Source organism: Cobetia sp. Ld8, assembly GCF_045066615.1.
GTDB lineage: Bacteria > Pseudomonadota > Gammaproteobacteria > Pseudomonadales > Halomonadaceae > Cobetia > Cobetia amphilecti.
Map to the genome: position 1 here is coordinate 181,159 of NZ_JBISHF010000008.1, position 19,103 is coordinate 200,261.

The following is a 19,103-nucleotide window of genomic DNA, read 5'->3' on the forward strand; positions in this document are numbered from 1 at the left end:
CCTCCAGGGTGCCGCAGTCAGTTAAGGGCGACAACAGCAGACGACTAAGGTGCGCTGATGATGCTCAGAACATGCCCAGTTCCAGGCGGGCGTCCTCACTCATCATCTCGCGCGACCAGGCAGGCGAGAACACGATCTCGACGTGGACCTTGGAGACATCCTCGGCGCCGAGAATCTTGCGCTTGGCATCCTCGGCGATGACGTTTCCCATGCCGCAGCCCGGCGCGGTCAACGTCATCTTGAGATTGACCATCTTCTCGCCGCTGATCAGGGTGTCGATACGACAGCCATAGACCAGCCCCAGCTCGACGATGTCGACCGGGATCTCGGGGTCGAAGCAGGTGCGCAGCTGGGCCCAGACGAAGGCCTCGATGTCGGCATCGCTCTGGCCGGCCGGCAGATGCGGACGCGGCACGGCGTCCAGCCCCAGCGCATCGAGGCTGAAGCTCTCGATCAGGTACATGCGACCCTCGAAGGCGACGCTGACGGTGCCGCCCTTGGCCTGCATGACTTCGACCACCGAGTCCTCGTGCAGGGTCACCGACTTGCCGAACGGTACCGAGATGCCCTCCACGTCCCGCTGCAACGGCATCTTCTGGCCCTTGCCGAGGCTGGCCAGCTGGTCTTCAGTGTGGCTCATGCCCTCTCCTTGCCGAGCCGCATGACAGGCATGCGGCTCGTGAATTCTGTTGGTTCACTCAAGACGTGCGGGTGACAACACCCCCTGGCAAGGGCCGATACCAATGAGGCCCGCCATGCGCGAGCCTCATTGATCAGCGCCCGTCAGGGCCACCGCAGGGGGTGCTCAGCGCACCATGGTCAGCACACGCTGCAGGGCATCGACGAACATGTCGATCTCTTCCGGCGTGTTGTAGGCCGCGAAGGAAGCCCGACAGGTGGCGTCGACACCGAAGCGACGCAGCACCGGCTGCGCGCAGTGGTGGCCGGTACGGATGGCGACCCCCAGCTGGTCGATCAGCAGACCGATATCCTGGGCGTGGGCACCATCGACCACGAAGGAGATCGCGCCCGCCTTGTCGGGCGAGTTGCCGATGATGCGCAGGCCGTCCACTTCGCGCATGCGCTCGCTGGCATGACGCATCAGCTGCTGTTCCCAGCGCGTGATCAGCGCCATGTGGGTGCAGTCCAGCCAGTCGATGGCCTTGCCCAGTCCAATGACCTCGGCGATGGGCGGCGTGCCGGCCTCGAACTTGTGCGGCAGGTCCGCGAACAGGGTGCCATTCTCGAACGACACCGTGCGGATCATCTCACCACCACCCTGCCACGGCGGCATCGCCTCCAGCAGCGCTTCCTTGCCGTAGAGCACACCGATGCCGGTCGGGCCGTACATCTTGTGGCCCGAGAAGACATAGAAGTCAGCATCGATCTCGCGCACATCGACCTGCTGATGCGGCACCGCCTGGGCGCCATCGACCAGAATCAGCGCGTCGTGAGCGTGTGCCAGCTTCGCCATCTCGGCCACCGGGTTGATGCTGCCCAGGGCGTTGGAGACCTGATTGACGCAGACCAGACGCGTCTTCTCGCCCAGCAGGTCGCGGTAGGCCGCCATGTCGAGCACACCATCGTCGTCACACGGGATGACCTTGATGACGATATCGAGACGCTCGGCCAGAAGCTGCCACGGCACGATGTTGGCATGATGCTCCATCACCGAGATCAGCACTTCATCGCCGGCGTTCAGCCAGTTGGCACCCCAGCTGTTGGCGACCAGATTGATCGCCTCGGTGGTGCCACGCGTGAAGATGACTTCTCGCGTCAGACGCGCATTGATGAAGTTGCGCACCTTCTCACGCGTGCCTTCGAAGGCCGCCGTCGCCTCATCCGCCAGGGTATGCAGACCCCGGTGGATGTTGGCATTGGTCTTGCGGTAGTAGTCGCTCATCGCGTCGATGACGGCGGTCGGCGTCTGGCTGGTGGCGGCGCTGTCCAGATAGATCAGCGGCACATCACCATGCACACGACGCTCGAGAATCGGAAAATCCTCGCGTACCCGCACGACGTCGAGCATCAGGTTGTCGAGTGCGCTCATGCAAAGTCCTCATCACGTGCCACCGCCACGGCGCCACCGCCCAGCTCGACGCTGAGATCGACCAGCTCATCGAGGTGGAAGCGTGACGGCAGGCGTCCCGCGACACTGCGCTCGATGCGCTCGGCGATGGCGTCGATGCCCAGGCCGGTCATGACTTCGTTGGCGAAGGCCAGGGTCAAAAGGCCACGGGCGGTCTGCTCATCGATGCCACGGGCGCGCAGCGCGAACACGGCGGTCTCGTCGAGCTGACCGGTCGTGGTGCCGTGGGAGCACTTGACGTCATCGGCGTAGATCTCGAGTTCCGGCTTGGTGTTGATCTCAGCGCGGTCCGACAGCAGCAGGTTGGCGTTGTTCTGATGCGCCTCGATCTGCTGACTGTCGCGCTTGACCAGCACGCGGCCATTGAAGACGCCGCGGGCGCGGTCGGCCAGGATGCCCTTGTAGTTCTCGTCGGAGAACGTCAGTGCCTCGTTGTGATTGACCAGCGAGTGGGTGTCCACGTGCTGGCGATCACGACCGAAGAACAGGCCATCGAGGCGTGCATGGGCGTTGTTGCCGTTCAGGTCGCAGACGATATCGTTGCGCACCAGACCACCACCGGTGTTCAGGTTGATGGAGCGATACTGGCTGTCACGCGGCTGCTCGACCTGCAGCGAGGCGATATGCGTCTCGCCGGTGGCGGCTTCGCCCAGCTTGTAGTGATTGAGCACGGCGCCGCGCTCCAGCATCACTTCGCTGACCATGTTGGTGAAGTTGGTCGCGCCGCTCTCACCGATGTGATGCTCGATCACGCTGGCTTCGGCGCGGCTGCCCAGCTGCACCAGCAGACGCGGGTGGCTCATGGTCACGGGCTGGCCTACGACGGCGGCACGCGACAGAAACAGCACGTAGACCGGCTTGTCGAGCACCGTGCGCGGGCCGACCTGAATCACCGCGCCTTCTTCGGTGAAGGCGGAGTTCAGCGCCACGAACGGCGTGAAATCGATGCCGGTCAGGCGGTTCAGCGAGCCGCCGATGACTTCCGGCTGATTGACGATGGCGTCAGACAGCGGCACGACACGCACGGTGTCGGGCAGGCCTGCCACATCGGACAGCTCGGCATTGTAGAGGCCATCGACGAACACCAGACGGTAGGCGTCGACGTCGAGAGCCAGCGCATCCTTCACGGCCGGCGCGAGGCTTGCATCGTCGGCGAGACGATATTGCTGACGACCCAGTGCCTGGGTGTCGGTGTACTTCCAGGCCTCGACCTTGCGGGTCGGCAGGCCGAGGGCTTCAAAGCGGGCGATGCCGGCCTGACGGCGGGCGGCCATCCAGCTCGGGTCGGCCGCAAAGCGGGCCTTGCGGGCAGCGAATTCGCTGGCGAAGGCTTCGCTGCCGGGGACGGACGCGGTAGCAAGTGCTGTCATTACGCGGTTTCCTCCTGCAGCCAGTCATAGCCCTGGGCTTCGAGTTCGAGTGCCAGCGACTTGTCGCCGGACTTGACGATGCGGCCATCCATCAGCACGTGGATCTGGTCCGGCACGATGTGCTCGAGCAGGCGCTGGTAGTGGGTGACCATCAGCACGGCGCGGTCTTCATTGCGCAGCGAGTTGACGCCCTTGGCGACGACCTTGAGGGCATCGATGTCGAGGCCGGAGTCGATCTCGTCGAGCATGGCGAGCTTCGGTTCCAGCACCAGCATCTGCAGGATCTCGTTGCGCTTCTTCTCACCGCCGGAGAAGCCTTCGTTGACAGCGCGCTGCAGGAAGCTGGCGTCCATCTGCATGAAGGCCAGTTTCTCGCGGATCAGCTTCATGAATTCCGGGGCCGGAATCTCGCCCAGGCCTTCGGCTTCACGCTTGGCATTCAGCGCCGCCTTGAGCAGGTAGACGTTCTTGACCCCCGGGATTTCCACCGGGTACTGGAAGCCCAGCAGCATGCCGGCACGCGCACGCTCTTCGACTTCCATCTCCAGCACATCCTCACCTTCATAGGTAATGGTGCCCGAGGTCACTTCATAGCCGTCCTTGCCGGCGATCACGGAAGACAGCGTGGACTTGCCTGCGCCGTTCGGGCCCATGATGGCGTGGACTTCACCCTTGTTGATGGTCAGATCGAGACCCTTGAGGATTTCCTTGCCTTCCACCGAAACGTGCAGATCTTTGACTACGAGCATGTTGATACCTTTTGCTGACAGGCCGCCCGCGAGCGGCCCTCAAGAATGGGGTGAATGCGAAAGGGACGGCGGGATCAGCCGACGGCGCCTTCAAGGGTGACGTTGAGCAGCGCCTCGGCCTCGACGGCGAACTCCATCGGCAGCTCCTGGAAGACGTCCTTGCAGAAGCCATTGACGATCATGTTGACCGCATCTTCCTCGCTGATGCCGCGCTGACGGCAGTAGAACAGCTGATCTTCGCCGATCTTGGAGGTCGTCGCCTCGTGCTCGACGGTGGCCGTCGCGTTGCCGATTTCCTGATACGGGAAGGTGTGCGCGCCACAGCGGTCGCCGATCAACAGCGAGTCACACTGGGTGAAGTTGCGCGCGCCCTTGGCCCGCGGGCCGATCTTGACCAGACCACGATAGGACTGCTCGGAATTACCGGCCGAGATGCCCTTGGAGACGATGGTGGACTTGGTGCCCTCACCGATATGGATCATCTTGGTCCCGGTGTCCGCCTGCTGACGGCCATTGGTGACGGCGACGGAGTAGAACTCCCCGACACTGTCCTTGCCGCGCAGGATGCACGACGGGTACTTCCAGGTGATCGCGGAGCCGGTCTCGACCTGGGTCCAGGAGACCTTGGAGCGGTCACCACGGCAGTCGGCACGCTTGGTGACGAAGTTGTAGATGCCGCCCTTGCCGTCTTCATCGCCCGGATACCAGTTCTGGACGGTGGAGTACTTGATGTAGGCGTCTTCCAGTGCCACCAGCTCGACCACGGCGGCGTGCAGCTGGTTGTCATCACGCTGCGGCGCGGTACAGCCTTCCAGATACGAGACCTGAGCCTGCTTCTCGCAGACGATCAGGGTGCGCTCGAACTGGCCGGTGTTGGCGGCGTTGATGCGGAAATAGGTGGAAAGCTCCATCGGGCAGGTCACGCCTTCCGGCACGAACACGAAGGAGCCATCGGTGAAGACGGCCGCGTTCAGCGCGGTGAAGTAGTTGTCTGCCTTGGGCACCACGGTACCGAGATACTGCTTGATCAGTTCCGGGTAGTCCTGGATGGCTTCCGAGATGGAGCAGAAGATGACGCCCGCCTCGGACAGCTCCTTCTTGAAGGTGGTGGTCACGGACACGGAGTCGAAGACCGCGTCGACCGCGACACCGGCCAGAGCGGCACGCTCGTGCAGCGGGATACCCAGCTTCTCGTAGGTCTCGAGCAGCTTGGGGTCGACCTCATCCAGACTCTGCGGACGATCTTCCGGCTTCTTCGGGGCGCTGAAATAGGAAATCGCCTGATAGTCGATCTCCGGATAATCCAGGTGCGCCCAGGACGGTGCCTTCATCTTCAGCCACTGCTGATACGCATCCAGGCGCCATTCCAGCATCCACTCCGGCTCACCCTTCTTGGCCGAGATGAAGCGAATCACGCTTTCATCCAGTCCCGGCGGAATGGTGTCGCTCTCGATATCGGTCACGAAGCCCTGCTTGTACTCGCGCTGTACAAGCTGCTCCATCTCCTGGCTCGCCATGCTGGTCTCCTCTCCCGGAGAGCTCCGGGTCTGTTCAGATGCCTGATCACCCCGCCCGAATCGCAGCGAAGTTCGAATGTTCGTGTTGCCACGGCGACGTGTGTCGCGCGGCAACGGATTCAGTGTTTGCCGGTTCTAGCGTTTGCCAGTGCTGTTGGCTGCCCTGGCCACGGGGGGCGGCTCGTCATCCCCGTACAGGCTGATGGCCTGAATCGGCAGTTGCACCGGCATGCGCAGTGGCGCGGATGACGCCAGATGCGCCAGTGTCACGCTGCCCAGCAGCTCACTGATGGCGTACGAGACGCGCTGCCAGTTGTCGGCCACCCCGCAGGTGTTGACCAGCTCGCAATCGCCGTCGGCGTGACTGCACTCGGTCACGGCCACCGGACCTTCGATGGCGCTGATGATGTCGCTGGCCGTGATCTGGCTGGCCGGGCGTGCCAGGCGATAACCGCCCAGCGCACCGCGCCGCGACTCAAGCAGCCCTGCCCGCACCAGCGCCTTGAGCGTCTTGCTCACGGTGGGATGCGGCAGCTGCACGCTTTCGGCCAGATCGATCGCCGCATGGGCCGAGTCCGGCTCGCGGGCGATGCGCGCCATCACGACAGCGGCATAATCGGTCATCTTGGAAAGCTTCAGCATGCTGGCCTCCACCACGGGAAGATTAATTGGGGACCATTTTAGTCCTGTATCAGAACGATGTGAAGCGGGGACCCCACCGAAAACGTCGAATTACGACCTGGGCAACCAGTTTGCCGACAAGATAGCCGCCGATCACAACAAAAATAACAATCATTCCCATTTAAAATATCTACCAGCCCTGCCCGAAAGCCCAGGCATCCTGTACAACAATCCCGCACGCGCCAGGTGATCGATGACGGCCGCCCCGCTACGCAAGCCCTCCCTACAACGCACCCTCCTCCACTACTCAAGCCCCCTCCCCGCACAACTCCCCCCTCCACAACTCCACAACGCAAGACACCCCGCCGGGAGAATCCCGACGGGGTGTCTTGGTCACGCCATCATGCCGTCATGCAAGGCTCATCTGAGCCATGCGTGATGATCAGCCGTGGAACGGGTTGCGCAGCACGATGGTCTCGTTGCGGTCCGGGCCAGTGGAGATGATGTCGATCGGCACGCCGACCTGCTCTTCCAGGAAGCTGATGTAAGCGCGGGCGTTGGCCGGCAGCTTGTCGACTTCGCGCACGCCGATGGTGGAATCGCTCCAGCCCGGCAGGTCCTGGTACAGCGGTTCGATGGCTTCGTAGCCTTCGGAATCCACCGGATTGTCCAGCACGTCGCCATCCTTGCTGCGATAGCCGATGCAGACACGGATGTTCTCGAGACCATCCAGCACGTCCAGCTTGGTCAGGCAGATGCCGCTGACCGAGTTGATCTGCACGGCGTGACGCAGAGCGACGGCATCGAACCAACCACAACGACGCGCACGACCGGTGGTGGCACCGAATTCGTGACCACGCTCTGCCAGGTGACGGCCGAACTCATCGAACAGCTCGGTCGGGAACGGGCCAGAGCCAACACGCGTGGTGTAGGCCTTGGTGATGCCCAGCACGTAGTCGAGATACAGCGGGCCGACGCCGGAACCGGTGGCGGTGCCGCCGGCAGTGGTGTTGGAGCTGGTGACGTACGGGTAGGTACCGTGGTCGATGTCGAGCAGTGAGCCCTGAGCACCTTCGAAGAGGATGTTCTCGTTGGCCTTGCGCACGGAGTGGACCAGATCCACGGTGTCGCAGACCATCGGGCGCAGCTCTTCGGCCATTTCCATGGCTTCGTCCAGCACCTGCTGGAAGTCGACCGGCGCTTCACCGTGATAGTGCTGCAGCACGAAGTTGTGGTAATCCAGCACTTCGCCCAGCTTGGAGGCGAAACGCTCACGGTGGAGCATGTCACCCAGACGCAGGCCACGACGCGCGACCTTGTCTTCGTAGGCCGGACCGATGCCACGACCGGTAGTGCCGATCTTGGCGATGCCGCGCGCCTTCTCGCGCGCCTGGTCCAGACGCACGTGATAGGACAGGATCAGCGGGCAGGCCGGAGACAGGCGCAGGCGATCACGCACCGGCACGTCATTGGCTTCAAGCTCACGGATTTCCTTGATCAGCGCTTCCGGAGACAGCACGACACCGTTGCCGATGACGCAGGTCTTGCCCGGGTGGAGGATGCCGGACGGGATCAGGTGGAGGACGGTCTTCTTGCCGTCCAGCACCAGGGTGTGACCCGCGTTGTGGCCACCCTGGAAACGCACGACGGCGCTGGCGGATTCGGTCAGCAGGTCGACGACCTTGCCCTTGCCTTCATCACCCCATTGGGTGCCGAGCACGACTACATTCTTGCCCATGGTTCCTATCTCTTTCGGTGAATAACCGTCGGTGAAAACCCACTCACAAGTGCAGCTGCCCTGTCGGCAGCTGCACCTCGGGACCCAGTGGCCCCTGCTGTTCTGCTATCAGGCACTCAACGTCATCGATCTCTCTGCAATGAGAGTCTCAGGACGCGAGCGTCACGACCTGCCAGCCACTGTCGCCATTGACCAGCTCGCGGTTGCAACGGTGCGTGTCGGCACCAGTTGTCTGACCCGGAAGCGCCTCGATGACACGCTCGCCACTGGCGCGCAGCTGATCGACACATTCGCGCAGTGCACTGTCATTGAGTGCCGGCGCCCAGATGCCATCACAGGCAGGAGGCTGCACAGCGAGAGATGCCAGTTGCTTGAGGTCCATCGAGAAGCCGGTTGCCGGGCGGGCGCGACCGAAGGCACGTCCAGTATCGTCGTAGCGACCACCCTTGGCCAGCGCCTGACCATAGCCCGGCACATAGGCCGCGAACACCATGCCGGTGTGATATTCGTATCCACGCAGCTCGGCGAGGTCGAAGTACAGCGTGACATGCGGATGGCGTTCACGCACGACCTGATTCAAGGCCGAGAGCTGATCAAGTGCGCTGGCGACGGCAGCCGGGGCACCGGCGAAGGCGGTACGTGCCTGGGCAAGAATCTCTTCATCGCCATGCAGGTGCGGCAATGCCTTCAGCATGCCTGCCACTACCTTGTCACCCACCACACGATCGATCAATGCATCGAGAGCGGAATACTGTTTACGCTCGATGGCGGCGAACAGTTCACGCTCGTGCTCGACACTCATGCCAGCCTCGGTGATCAGGGCGCGATAGATACCGATATGCCCCAGCGCCAGATGCAACTCACCGGCACCGGCCTGCTCGAGACTGGTCAGTGCCAGATGCAGGATCTCATGGTCAGCCTCAAGACCGGCATGCCCGAAGAGCTCGGCACCGACCTGCACCGGGCTGCGACCGCCCTGGTGCTTGTCCGCCTTGGTGCGCAGCACGTTGGCGCAGTAGCACAGACGTACCGGGCCTTCGCGATGCAGGGAGTGAGCGTCCATGCGTGCCACCTGCGGGGTGACATCAGCGCTGGCGCCCATCATGCGACCGGTCATCTGGTCGGTCAGCTTGAAGGTCTGCAGATCCAGCTCGGTACCGGTGCCGGTCAGCAGCGAATCGAGAAATTCGACGGGCGGCGGCAGCACCAGGTCATAGCCGAAGCGATGATAGAGGTCGAGCAGCGCGCGGCGCAGCGCCTCCATACGGGTTGCCTGAGGGGGCAATACCTCATCCATGCCATCCGGGAGGAGCCAGCGATCTGCGATGGTCATTGCGCTATCCTGCGAGAGATTTATGACAAGGGGTGACTCGTGACGCGAGGAAATTCACCCGGCTGGCGTGCGTGACGAACACGACGCCCGCGGGGGATTTCACAGCAGCCGACCGAGACCCGTGAAGCAAGGTCCTGCTCGACGCTTTCCTGTCGGCCTTGCGCCTATGCATGAAAAGCGGCCACAAAAAAACCGGGCGGTGCCCGGTTGCAGGAGTCTAGCATGAATCCTTGTGGGATGAACCCCGCGAACCTCTCGAGCGACGTTCATCCACTGCGCGGCCTCTCATGCTGCAAGAGGCCGCGCGCAACATCCCCGAAAGCAAGCCTTCGGGCTGAGTGATGCTGCTTATTTGCTGCCACCCTGCGGGTCCTTGAAGAAGCGGAAGAACTCGCTGTCCGGCTGCATGACCATCATGTTGTTGTCGCCTTTGAAGCTGTCACGATAGGCCTGCAGCGAGCGATAGAAGCGGAAGAACTCGGTATCCGCCCCATAGGCACCGGCATAGATGGAAGCCGCGGAGGCATCACCTTCACCGCGCAGGGTCTGCGCCTGCTCTTCTGCCTGCGCGAGCAGCACCGAACGGCGACGATCGGCATTGGCCTGGATCTTCTCGGCCTGCTCCTGCCCCTGGGCACGATACTCACGTGCCTCACGCTGACGCTCGGTCTTCATGCGCTCGTAGACCGCCTGGGAGACTTCGTCCGGCAGGTCGATACGCTTGACGCGGATATCGAGAATCGACACCCCCAGCTCCTTGCGCATCACCTCGTCGAGCTCTTCGGTGGGCTTCTTCATCAGCGCGTCACGCTGTTCGGAGATGATCTGCACCAGTTCGAGCTTGCCGAACTCGTTACGCAGACTCTCGTCGACACGCGGCGCGATCAGGCGCTCGGCCATCTGCTCGTCGCCGGAGGTCGCTTCGTAGTAGCGCTTCGGATCGACGATCTTCCACTTGACGAAGGAGTCGACGATGACAGCCTTCTTCTCGCGGGTCAGATAACGGCTAGCCTGGGCATCCAGTGTCAACACGCGCGTATCGAAGGTACGGATCGTGTTGTAGACCGGCAGCTTGAAGTGCAGGCCGGGCTGGATGTTGTCTTCCACCACTTCACCAAACTTGAGCTTGATGGCGCGCTGGGTCTCATCAACGGTATAGAGGCTGTTGCTACCAAGCCAGGCCACTACGGCCAGACCGGCGACGGCCATCAGTGAGCGATTGTTGATCATTGACGACCCTCCCGACGGATGCTGTTGCTGCTGTCAGTGCTCTGGCTGCGGCTCAGGGCATCACTCGCCTGTCGGGACACACGGTCCAGCTCGCTACGACTCATGCCACTGCTGTCTTCGGCGGCAGCACTGGACTTGTTGGCCAGCTTGTCCAACGGCAGGTACATGAGGGAATTGCCGTTCTCGACATCCACCAGCACCTTGTTGGTCTTGCCGAGCACTTCGCCCATGGTTTCCAGATACATGCGCTCGCGGATGATTTCCGGCGCCTTCTGGTACTCGGTCAGCAGGGACGTGAAGCGGTTGGCTTCACCCTGGGACTTCGCGACCACGGACTCCTTGTAACCCTCGGCTTCCTCGATGATGCGCTGCGCCTGACCCTGGGCTTCCGGGAGAATCGAGTTCTCGTAGGCCAGTGCCTGGTTGATCGTGCGCTGACGATCCTCACGCGCCTTGATGACGTCATCGAAGGAGTCCTGGACCGCTGCCGGCGCAGAGGTGGACTCGACGTTGATGGTCTGCAGCGTCAGGCCGACACCGTAGTTGTCCAGATAGGACTGCAGGCGTGACTTGACGTTGCTGGCCAACAGCTCACGACCGGAGGTCAGGATGTCGTTCATGTCGGCACTGCCGACTTCGTGACGCAGCGCAGAGTCCATGGCGTTCTCGAGACTGATCTCGGGCGCACGGACGTTGAGCAGGAAGTCACGCGGGTTGGACACCTGGTACTGCACGGACATCTGGACTTCGACGATGTTCTCGTCCTGGGTCAGCATCGACTTGGTCTGGGAGAGCGAACGCACCTTGGTGACGTTGACCTCACGCACATCGTCGATGATCGGCGGATTCCAGTGCAGGCCCGGACCGACGATGTCGTTGTACTTGCCGAAACGCAGCACGACGCCACGCTCTGACTGATCGACCAGATAGAAACCGGAAGCCGCCCAGATGGCGACCAGGATGACACCGATGATGCCCGGCAGTGCGAAGGCATTGGTGCTGCCACCGTTGCCACCATTGCCATTGCCACCGGCACCGCCACGACGCTTGCGGCCATTGCCGAGCATGCCGTTGAGCTTGTCCTGGAATTTCTTCAGCGCTTCGTCGAGGTCGGGCGGTCCACCATTGCCACCGCCGTTACCCCCGCCCCCCTTCTTGTCCCCGTTGCGACCACCGCCGCTCCACGGGTCATGCTGGTTGCCGCCACCCGGCTCATTCCAAGCCATACGTCGTCTCCACTCAGTCGATGTTCCGCTCGTCATTATGATGACGCCGCCCTGCCAGCTGCGACCGGTTCCGTGCCTTGAGCCTGATGGCCTCCGGCGACCGATTCTCTCGTACGGCATGGCGACGCGTCCCTTGCGGGAGAAGGCCATGGCCCTGCCCGACGGCCATCGTCCGTCGGACGGCATCCAGCCAATCCTGCTGAATGCCCGCTGCTCTGACGCGCAGGTCATGCCCTGCGCGAGGGCATCCATCGTCATTCGTGCGCGGCGATGGATGCCGGGTAGTGCTTGCCACTGCGTTGCGACAACAGTGCGCTGCTGCCTCGTGCGCCACTTCTCATCGAGCTGCTGCGCAGCGCACCGGCGCAAGTCTCGTTACCAGACGGTATCAGGACTTGTGCGTGACCGACACGCGATGCTTTTCCGCGCGTTCGGCGGACAGCTCACGCTGCCAGGCTTCACGGTCGTCATGTTCACCGCCGAGATAATCTTCAGGCGATTCACCAAGATGCGACAACAACTGCAGAAAGTCGCGTTTCTCGAGACGAATGTCCAGCAGCGCATTGCCCTGCTCGTCATATTGCTCGTCCTTGACCGCGTCCAGCTCATGCAGGCCTGCCCGCAGACGGGACTTGGCAGGCCCCAGCGTCAGCTGCATGGAGATGACGTTGTCGGACAGCAGCTCGGCGAAGGCCTGCATCAGCAGATCCAGCCCCTTGCCGTCACGTGCCGACAGCCACACCGCCAGCGGACGACCGAAACCATCACGCTCGATGCGCGGCGCCATGTCGAGTCGGTCGATCTTGTTCATGACCAACAGACGCGGAACATCACCGGCATCGATCTCGCTCAGGACGTGATTGACCTGCTCGGTATTGCGGTCATTCTCCGGGTCTGCGGCGTCGATGACATGTACCAGCAGATCCGCTTCCGCCGCTTCCTGCAGGGTCGCCTGGAAGGCTTCCACCAGCTTGTGCGGCAGATGACGAATGAAGCCGACGGTATCGGCCAGGACTGCCGGACCGACATCCTCGAGTTCCAGACGACGCAGCGTCGGGTCCAGCGTCGCGAACAGCTGATCGGCGGCGTACACCTCGGAGGTGGTCAGCGCGTTGAACAGCGTCGACTTGCCGGCGTTGGTATAGCCGACCAGCGACAGACTCGGGATCTCGGCACGCGCACGGGCACGGCGGTTCTGATCGCGCTGCTTGTGCACCTTCTCGAGTCGCTTGTGGATCGACTTGATACGGGCGCGCAACAGGCGACGGTCAGTCTCGAGCTGGGTTTCCCCCGGGCCTCGCAGACCGATACCGCCTTTCTGACGCTCAAGGTGGGTCCAACCCCGCACCAGGCGGGTGGACATGTACTCGAGCTGTGCGAGTTCCACCTGCAGCTTGCCCTCATGGGTCCGCGCACGCTGGGCAAAGATGTCGAGAATCAGACCGGTACGGTCGATGACGCGACACTTGAGCGTGGCTTCGAGGTTACGCTGCTGGGAAGGACTCAATGAATGGTTGAAAATGACCAGCTCGGCTTCGTGCACGGCCAGGGCCTCTTGCACTTCCTCAAGCTTGCCTTCTCCGATGAACGTACGGGAGTCGGGGCGGGGCCGGCTACCCTCGATGAGGGTCGCCGGCACGGCGCCTGCCGAACGTACGAGTTCGAGGAGCTCACCGGCATCCTCGCGTTCTTTTTCGTCCCGGAAATTGACATGCACCAGGACGGCCGTTTCACCGGCTTCGGGTCGTTCGAAGAACAATCAGCGCCTCTAACTTCAGCTTTCTGTGGACGGCACGCTCGGATCCTGGGCCGGCAGGCGCACATTGCGCGACGGCACCACGGTCGAGATAGCGTGCTTGTAAACCATCTGGGAGACAGTATTGCGCAGCAGGATCACGAACTGATCGAAGGATTCGATCTGGCCCTGCAGCTTGATGCCGTTGACCAGGAAGATCGAGACCGGGATACGTTCCTTGCGCAGGATGTTCAGGTACGGGTCCTGGAGTGATTGACCTTTGGACATGTGACTCTCCGTAAAAATGTCTCGTTCGAGGTAAGTATGGTTATGTTCGCCAGCGCTCCGGGTTGCCCTCTTGAGGGGGCTTCACGGGCGCGGGTCGTGACCGCTCATGTTACGCTAAGTGCAGGTCTGGCGCACGATTTTCAAGGTTTCACTGTAAGGATCTACACCCATGGAATCCACCGGGTGAATCCCCTGCCAGCTCCGCAACCAGGTCAACTGTCGCTTGGCGAGTTGACGCGTCGCGATGATGCCGCGTTCGCGCATCTCATCCCGGCTCAGATGGCCATCGAGAAAATCCCACACCTGACGGTAGCCGACACAACGTATCGAGGGCAGGCCCGCATGCAGCTCCGGACGTGCCTTCAGCGCTTCGACCTCGGCAATGAAGCCCTGTTCCAACATCTGATCAAAACGCGTCTCGATACGTTCATGTAACACGGCTCTATCGTGGGGCGCCAGTGCGATCGCTATCGGCCGGAACGGAAGTTCCGCCTCTGGCTGCTCCGCGAGCAGCTCGCTCATCGGGCGCCCGCTGATCAGACAGACCTCCAGCGCGCGTGTCAGCCGCTGTGGATCAGTGGCCCGAATGCGCTGTGCCGTGGCCGGATCAAGCCGCGCCAGCTGCGCATGCAGCGCTGGCAGACCCTCGGACTGGATACGCGCCTCGAGCTCCGCGCGCAGCTCGGCATCCGCTGCCGGCAGCTCCGCCACGCCTTCCAGCAGACGCTTGAAATACATCATGGTGCCGCCGACCAGCAGCGGCATCTTGTCGCGGGACTGGATCTCGGCGATATGCGCCAGCGCGTCGCGACGAAACTCGGCGGCGGAATAGCTCTCCAGCGGGTCGAGAAAGTCGATCAGGCGGTGTGGCGCGCGGGCCAGCTCTGCCGCGCTCGGCTTGGCCGTGCCGATATCCATGCCGCGATAGATCAGCGCCGAATCGACACTGACCAGCTCCGCGCCCTGCTCCTCATGCCAGCGAATGGCGAGGTCGGTCTTGCCGGAGGCCGTCGGCCCCATCAACAACACGACAGGCGGCTTGTCAGCCACCTCAGGCGCGTGGTATCGGGAATCTTCAGGGGGTTGAATCTGGGTCATGGCCTATTGTCTGGGCTGGGAGGTGAATCAGGGGTGAACCGCGACGCCACGGGGCGTCATCTACTGGCCGCGCAGGAACAGCTTGTCGAGCTCATGCATCGAAAGCTCGGTCCAGGTCGGTCGGCCATGATTGCATTGCCCGGAGCGCTCGGTGCGCTCCATGTCACGCAGCAGGGCATTCATTTCCGGAATCGTCAGTCGGCGGTTGGCGCGCACGCTGCCGCGACACGCCATGTCGGCGAGCAGTTCATTCATGTGCGCCTCCATGCGGTCACTGCGTCCATAGCGCTCAAGATCTTCCAGCATGCCGCGCACCAGGGGTTCCACATCGGCATTGCCGAGCACGACCGGCACCTGACGCACCAGCAACGTTTCCGGCCCGGCAGCGTCCAGCTCGACGCCCAGACGCGTGAACGCCTCTGACTCGCGCTCGAAGGTGCCCATCTCGCGCGAACTGACCGCCAGCGACACCGGCACCAGCAGCGGCTGGGCCTCCAGATGGCCGCCACCGTGAACATGCTGCTTCATGCGCTCATAGGTGATGCGCTCATGAGCGGCATGCATGTCGACCATCACCAGCCCGCGCGAGGTCTGCGACAGGATGTAGACGCCATGCAACTGCGCCACGGCGTAGCCCAACGGCGGGGTGTCATCGTCGTCACTCTGGGCCGGCAGACCACGCATCACCACTGCCGAGCTGCCTGAGACCGAACCAGCCGAGACCGCGCCACCCGGGACCGAACTGCCTGAGCCCGAGCCACTAGAGACAGACGGCGCCGACATGCCAGGCCCTGCGTCGCTGGAAGGCGCGCCACCGGACGGCCCACCCACCTGAGGCGAGTCGACCCGCCAGCCGGGCGCAGCTTCCCCGACACCGGCCTGCGCACTCCCCAGTCCTGTGCCCTGCCCTGGCCCGTCACCCTCGCGGCCACCTTCGCCCAGCGTGACACGTGGCGCACGCCGCGCCTCACGCTCGGCACTGGCGATCGCCGCCGGATCATTGGCCACGCCCGCGCCGCCTGCGCCGCCACCCGGCGTGAGCAGATGATCTTCGCTGGGGTGCAGTGCCCGATAGCCGGCCATGAATTGACGCACACGCTCGGCACTCAGGCGTTCGCTGGAACGACCATCACCGGCAGGCGGCAACTGCGAGGAAGGCTGCCAGGGGGCCGCAGGGCGGCCTGCAGGCGCGCTCGGCGAGGCCGACGAGTCGCCCCCGGCCTGCGGACCGGCCGATGTCGATTGCTGTTCGGAGGCGGCATTTGGCTGGGCATCCTGCTCCTGACGGCCAAGGCGCATTCCCTGCTGCTGCCAGCCGGGGTCCTCTTCCTTCTCCTGCCCCTCGATGCCAGTAGGCGCGGCGCTGTTGTCACCGGGGCGCACCTCGGCCAGCGCCTTGTGCAGGCTCGAGAACAGGAAGTCATGCACCAGTCGCCCGTCCCGGAAGCGCACTTCGTGCTTGGTCGGGTGAACGTTGACATCCACCACCGTCGGGTCGAGCTCCAGATAGAGCACGAACACCGGATGCCGACCATGGAACAGCACATCGCGATAGGCCTGACGCACGGCATGCGCGACCAGCCGGTCGCGCACCACGCGGCCATTGACGAAGAAGTACTGCTGATCGGCCTGGGCACGCGAGTGCGTCGGCAAGCCCACCCAGCCGGACAGGCGCAGGCCGGAGGCCTCGATATCCAGATGCAGCGCATGCTCGAGGAAGTTGCGCCCCAGCAGCGCACCGATGCGCCGCTCCACCGTCAGGGTGTCTTCACCGGCACGCAACTGATGTACCACCTTCTGGTTGTGGCGCAGCGTCCAGCCGATATCGTGGCGTGACAATGCCAGCCGCCGGAAGCTTTCCTCGACATGGCCGAACTCGGTCTTCTCGGTGCGCATGAACTTGCGGCGCGCCGGCGTATTGAAGAACAGATCACGCACCGCGACGCTGGTGCCACGCGGATGCGGCGCCGGGGAGACGCGCGGCGCCATCTCGCGCCCTTCCGCCACCACGCGCCAGCCGTTGGCTGGTTCCTCCGAGACATTCGAGAACAGCTCCAGCCGCGAGACCGAACTGATCGAGGCCAGTGCCTCGCCCCGGAAACCGAGGCTCGCCACGCCCTCGAGGTCATCCAGGCTCTCGATCTTGCTGGTCGCATGCCGTGACAGCGCCAGCGGCAGGTCTTCCTCGGTGATGCCGCAGCCGTTGTCGCGCACGCGAATCAACCGCGCACCGCCACCTTCCAGCTCCAGCTCGATGCGGGTGCTGCCGGCATCGATGGCGTTCTCGACCAGCTCCTTGACCACGGAAGCCGGCCGCTCCACGACCTCACCCGCCGCGATCTGGTTGGCGAGGCGCGGATTGAGGATACGGATCCGTCGCTCGCCAGGGCGAGCGGGCTGCATGTCGGTCAGCTCGTCAGACATCGATAGACTCCTGGATACACGAGCGAAAAATGCCGCTTCTCTGAAAACGATACTGTCCGCCGACCCAGCCACGGCAAGCAACGCATGCCGGAACTGCATCAGCGGACAGTGTCTGCGCCCCGACAACGCAAGGCGCGGTCAGGGCGACTTCATGACGTCAGGTTCAGCTGCGCGGGATCTTGAGCAGCTGGCCCACGCGCACCGTGTCGCCACTCATGTTGTTGGCCTGCTTGAGGGCCGCCATGCTCACATTGTGGCGCTGGGCCACTTCCGACAGCGTATCGCCACTCTTGACGCGATATTCGCCGCCGTTGCCACCGCGTGCCTGGCTACGCTGCCATGCCAGCAGACTCGCGGGCGGCGGATTGCGCTCGAAGTGGCTCTGGATTCCCGAGAAGATCGAGCGCGCCAGCTTCTCCTGATAGGGGCCGCTGTTGAGATTGCGCTCTTCCTGGGGGTTGGAGATGAAGCCCGTCTCCACCAGCAGCGAGGGGATATCCGGCGACTTGAGCACCACGAAGCCCGCCTGCTCCACCTGACGCTTGTGCAGGGAATTCATGCGCCCGAGGTTGGCCAGCACGCCGCTACCCGCCGCCAGCGAATCGTTGAGCGTCGCGGTCATGGTCAGGTCGAGCAAGACGCCACGCAGCATCTCATCCTTGTCATTCAGGCTGAGATTGCCATCCACGCCCCCGATCAGGTCAGCACGGTTTTCGGTGGCGGCCAGCCAGCGTGCGGTCTCGGACGTCGCCCCGCGGCTTGAGAGCGCAAAGACCGAGCTGCCGTGCGGGCGCGGGCTGTTGAAGGCATCGGCGTGAATCGAGACGAAGAAGTCCGCCTTCTGCTCACGCGCGATCTCGGTGCGCTTGCGCAGCGGAATGTAGTAATCACTGTTGCGGGTCAGGATGGCCTTGAAGCCGGGCTGGGCATCGAACATGCGCTTGAGGCGCTTGCCGATCTTGAGCACCACATCCTTCTCTCGAGTCCCGCTGGGGCCGCTTGCGCCCGGGTCTTCCCCGCCGTGGCCAGGGTCGATCGCGATGATGATGTCACGTTTGGGATGTGCCACCGCCTGGGTATTGACCACAGGCTCCGCCGGCTCGCCCTTCAGCTTGCGCTTGGCCGCAGCCTGTTCCTGCTCGCGGATACGGGCCTCGATGGGGTCGATGGGATTCTCGACCGCCGATTCGCCGGGGAACTCGAGATCCACCACCAGGCGATTGCCGTACTTGGCATTCGGCGCCAGCGTGAAGTCCTTGGGATTGACCGGGCGCGTCAGGTCGAGCACCACACGCAGGGCATCCCCTTGACGCCCGCTGCGGATCGACTTGATGGCACTGCCTTCGAGATTCAGCGCGGCGAACTTGCGCTCGACGGCGGCACTGGCCACTTCACTGCCGGCAAGGTCGATCACCAGACGGCGCGGATTGTCGAGGCCGAAGACCTTGGCCTTGGCGGCACTGTCGAGATCGAACACCAGCCGCGTGTGGTCCGGTGCGGTCCACAGGCGCAGGTTCTCGACCTTGGCGGCCAGCGCCTGCGGCGCCAGCACCAGGCTGGCAAGCGAGCAGACGACGCCACCCGCCAGCCAGCGACGGAAGCTGCGCGCCAGACGCATACGGGGAATTTTGGACGCTATTTCAGGCATCAGACAGGATGACCCAGACAGAAAGAACATGAATGAA

General features: G+C 63.3%; 16 protein-coding genes. 1 reads left to right on the forward strand and 15 read right to left on the reverse strand.

The features are described 5' to 3' along the window. Positions 1–64: 64 nt before the first annotated feature. The 6 genes from sufT to ACJJV2_RS11765 all read right to left on the reverse strand — a co-directional run bounded on the left by sufT (position 65) and on the right by ACJJV2_RS11765 (position 6,367). Positions 65–640, reverse strand: coding sequence for a putative Fe-S cluster assembly protein SufT (gene sufT, locus ACJJV2_RS11740; protein ID WP_043335218.1), 576 nt, complete (start codon positions 638–640; stop codon positions 65–67). 165 nt (positions 641–805) lie between these two features. Continuing rightward, entirely contained in the window at positions 806–2,050 is a 1,245-nt protein-coding gene (locus tag ACJJV2_RS11745) for a cysteine desulfurase (protein WP_405281039.1), read from the reverse strand. Further along, positions 2,047–3,459, reverse strand: a complete 1,413-nt coding sequence (sufD, locus tag ACJJV2_RS11750) for a Fe-S cluster assembly protein SufD (RefSeq protein WP_405281042.1) — start codon at positions 3,457–3,459, stop codon at positions 2,047–2,049. The genes ACJJV2_RS11745 and sufD overlap by 4 nt, the downstream gene beginning before the upstream one ends. Then, on the reverse strand, positions 3,459–4,208 hold the full coding sequence (gene sufC, locus ACJJV2_RS11755) for a Fe-S cluster assembly ATPase SufC (protein ID WP_043335213.1): 750 nt from the start codon (positions 4,206–4,208) through the stop codon (positions 3,459–3,461). The genes sufD and sufC overlap by 1 nt, the downstream gene beginning before the upstream one ends. A 74-nt stretch (positions 4,209–4,282) precedes the next feature. Continuing rightward, the gene (gene sufB, locus ACJJV2_RS11760) at positions 4,283–5,725 is read right to left on the reverse strand and encodes a Fe-S cluster assembly protein SufB (protein WP_405281046.1); all 1,443 of its coding nucleotides are present in this window, start codon (positions 5,723–5,725) and stop codon (positions 4,283–4,285) included. 135 nt (positions 5,726–5,860) lie between these two features. After that, positions 5,861–6,367, reverse strand: a complete 507-nt coding sequence (locus ACJJV2_RS11765) for an SUF system Fe-S cluster assembly regulator (RefSeq protein ID WP_279831138.1) — start codon at positions 6,365–6,367, stop codon at positions 5,861–5,863. Here ACJJV2_RS11765 and ACJJV2_RS11770 point away from each other — a divergent pair. Next, positions 6,366–6,596 carry a hypothetical protein gene (locus ACJJV2_RS11770; protein ID WP_405281049.1) on the forward strand — a complete coding sequence of 77 codons (231 nt, stop codon included), beginning with the start codon at positions 6,366–6,368 and terminating at the stop codon, positions 6,594–6,596. The two genes, ACJJV2_RS11765 and ACJJV2_RS11770, sit on opposite strands and share 2 nt — an antisense overlap. A 192-nt stretch (positions 6,597–6,788) precedes the next feature. Here the strand turns inward: ACJJV2_RS11770 and ACJJV2_RS11775 are convergent, their stop codons facing one another. The 9 genes from ACJJV2_RS11775 to ACJJV2_RS11815 all read right to left on the reverse strand — a co-directional run bounded on the left by ACJJV2_RS11775 (position 6,789) and on the right by ACJJV2_RS11815 (position 19,036). Next, positions 6,789–8,084 carry an adenylosuccinate synthase gene (locus ACJJV2_RS11775; RefSeq protein WP_405281051.1) on the reverse strand — a complete coding sequence of 432 codons (1,296 nt, stop codon included), beginning with the start codon at positions 8,082–8,084 and terminating at the stop codon, positions 6,789–6,791. A gap of 148 nt (positions 8,085–8,232) precedes the next feature. Continuing rightward, positions 8,233–9,417, reverse strand: a complete 1,185-nt coding sequence (locus ACJJV2_RS11780; protein WP_405281053.1) for an ATP phosphoribosyltransferase regulatory subunit — start codon at positions 9,415–9,417, stop codon at positions 8,233–8,235. Positions 9,418–9,765: 348 nt separating this feature from the next. Next, a complete protein-coding gene (hflC, locus tag ACJJV2_RS11785; RefSeq protein ID WP_405281056.1) occupies positions 9,766–10,647 on the reverse strand; it encodes a protease modulator HflC in 882 nt (293 codons plus the stop codon). Beyond that, positions 10,644–11,873 carry an FtsH protease activity modulator HflK gene (gene hflK, locus ACJJV2_RS11790; protein ID WP_405281059.1) on the reverse strand — a complete coding sequence of 410 codons (1,230 nt, stop codon included), beginning with the start codon at positions 11,871–11,873 and terminating at the stop codon, positions 10,644–10,646. Before hflK ends, hflC begins: the two co-directional genes overlap by 4 nt. Before the next feature lie 388 nt (positions 11,874–12,261). After that, on the reverse strand, positions 12,262–13,632 hold the full coding sequence (gene hflX / locus ACJJV2_RS11795) for a ribosome rescue GTPase HflX (protein WP_052384759.1): 1,371 nt from the start codon (positions 13,630–13,632) through the stop codon (positions 12,262–12,264). A gap of 15 nt (positions 13,633–13,647) precedes the next feature. Next, entirely contained in the window at positions 13,648–13,896 is a 249-nt protein-coding gene (hfq, locus tag ACJJV2_RS11800) for an RNA chaperone Hfq (protein ID WP_043335203.1), read from the reverse strand. 114 nt (positions 13,897–14,010) lie between these two features. Further along, positions 14,011–14,994, reverse strand: coding sequence for a tRNA (adenosine(37)-N6)-dimethylallyltransferase MiaA (gene miaA / locus ACJJV2_RS11805; RefSeq protein ID WP_405281064.1), 984 nt, complete (start codon positions 14,992–14,994; stop codon positions 14,011–14,013). Positions 14,995–15,054: 60 nt separating this feature from the next. Beyond that, positions 15,055–17,418: a DNA mismatch repair endonuclease MutL gene (gene mutL, locus ACJJV2_RS11810; RefSeq protein WP_405281067.1), complete on the reverse strand. Its 2,364-nt coding sequence runs from the start codon at positions 17,416–17,418 to the stop codon at positions 15,055–15,057. Between the two features lie 163 nt (positions 17,419–17,581). Next, the gene (locus tag ACJJV2_RS11815; RefSeq protein WP_405281070.1) at positions 17,582–19,036 is read right to left on the reverse strand and encodes an N-acetylmuramoyl-L-alanine amidase; all 1,455 of its coding nucleotides are present in this window, start codon (positions 19,034–19,036) and stop codon (positions 17,582–17,584) included. Positions 19,037–19,103 lie beyond the last annotated feature (67 nt).

Excerpts from the sequence above, each read along its gene's own strand:
- hflK (WP_405281059.1), bottom strand. The coding sequence starts at position 11,873 with ATGGCTTGGAATGAGCCGGGTGGCGGCAACCAGCATGACCCGTGGAGC.
- miaA (WP_405281064.1), bottom strand. The coding sequence starts at position 14,994 with ATGACCCAGATTCAACCCCCTGAAGATTCCCGATACCACGCGCCTGAG.
- ACJJV2_RS11815 (WP_405281070.1), bottom strand. The coding sequence starts at position 19,036 with ATGCGTCTGGCGCGCAGCTTCCGTCGCTGGCTGGCGGGTGGCGTCGTC.
- ACJJV2_RS11775 (WP_405281051.1), bottom strand. The coding sequence starts at position 8,084 with ATGGGCAAGAATGTAGTCGTGCTCGGCACCCAATGGGGTGATGAAGGC.
- sufD (WP_405281042.1), bottom strand. The coding sequence starts at position 3,459 with ATGACAGCACTTGCTACCGCGTCCGTCCCCGGCAGCGAAGCCTTCGCC.
- sufC (WP_043335213.1), bottom strand. The coding sequence starts at position 4,208 with ATGCTCGTAGTCAAAGATCTGCACGTTTCGGTGGAAGGCAAGGAAATC.
- ACJJV2_RS11770 (WP_405281049.1), top strand. The coding sequence starts at position 6,366 with ATGCTGGCCTCCACCACGGGAAGATTAATTGGGGACCATTTTAGTCCT.
- ACJJV2_RS11765 (WP_279831138.1), bottom strand. The coding sequence starts at position 6,367 with ATGCTGAAGCTTTCCAAGATGACCGATTATGCCGCTGTCGTGATGGCG.
- hfq (WP_043335203.1), bottom strand. The coding sequence starts at position 13,896 with ATGTCCAAAGGTCAATCACTCCAGGACCCGTACCTGAACATCCTGCGC.
- ACJJV2_RS11745 (WP_405281039.1), bottom strand. The coding sequence starts at position 2,050 with ATGAGCGCACTCGACAACCTGATGCTCGACGTCGTGCGGGTACGCGAG.
- ACJJV2_RS11780 (WP_405281053.1), bottom strand. The coding sequence starts at position 9,417 with ATGACCATCGCAGATCGCTGGCTCCTCCCGGATGGCATGGATGAGGTA.
- sufB (WP_405281046.1), bottom strand. The coding sequence starts at position 5,725 with ATGGCGAGCCAGGAGATGGAGCAGCTTGTACAGCGCGAGTACAAGCAG.
- sufT (WP_043335218.1), bottom strand. The coding sequence starts at position 640 with ATGAGCCACACTGAAGACCAGCTGGCCAGCCTCGGCAAGGGCCAGAAG.
- mutL (WP_405281067.1), bottom strand. The coding sequence starts at position 17,418 with ATGTCTGACGAGCTGACCGACATGCAGCCCGCTCGCCCTGGCGAGCGA.
- hflC (WP_405281056.1), bottom strand. The coding sequence starts at position 10,647 with ATGATCAACAATCGCTCACTGATGGCCGTCGCCGGTCTGGCCGTAGTG.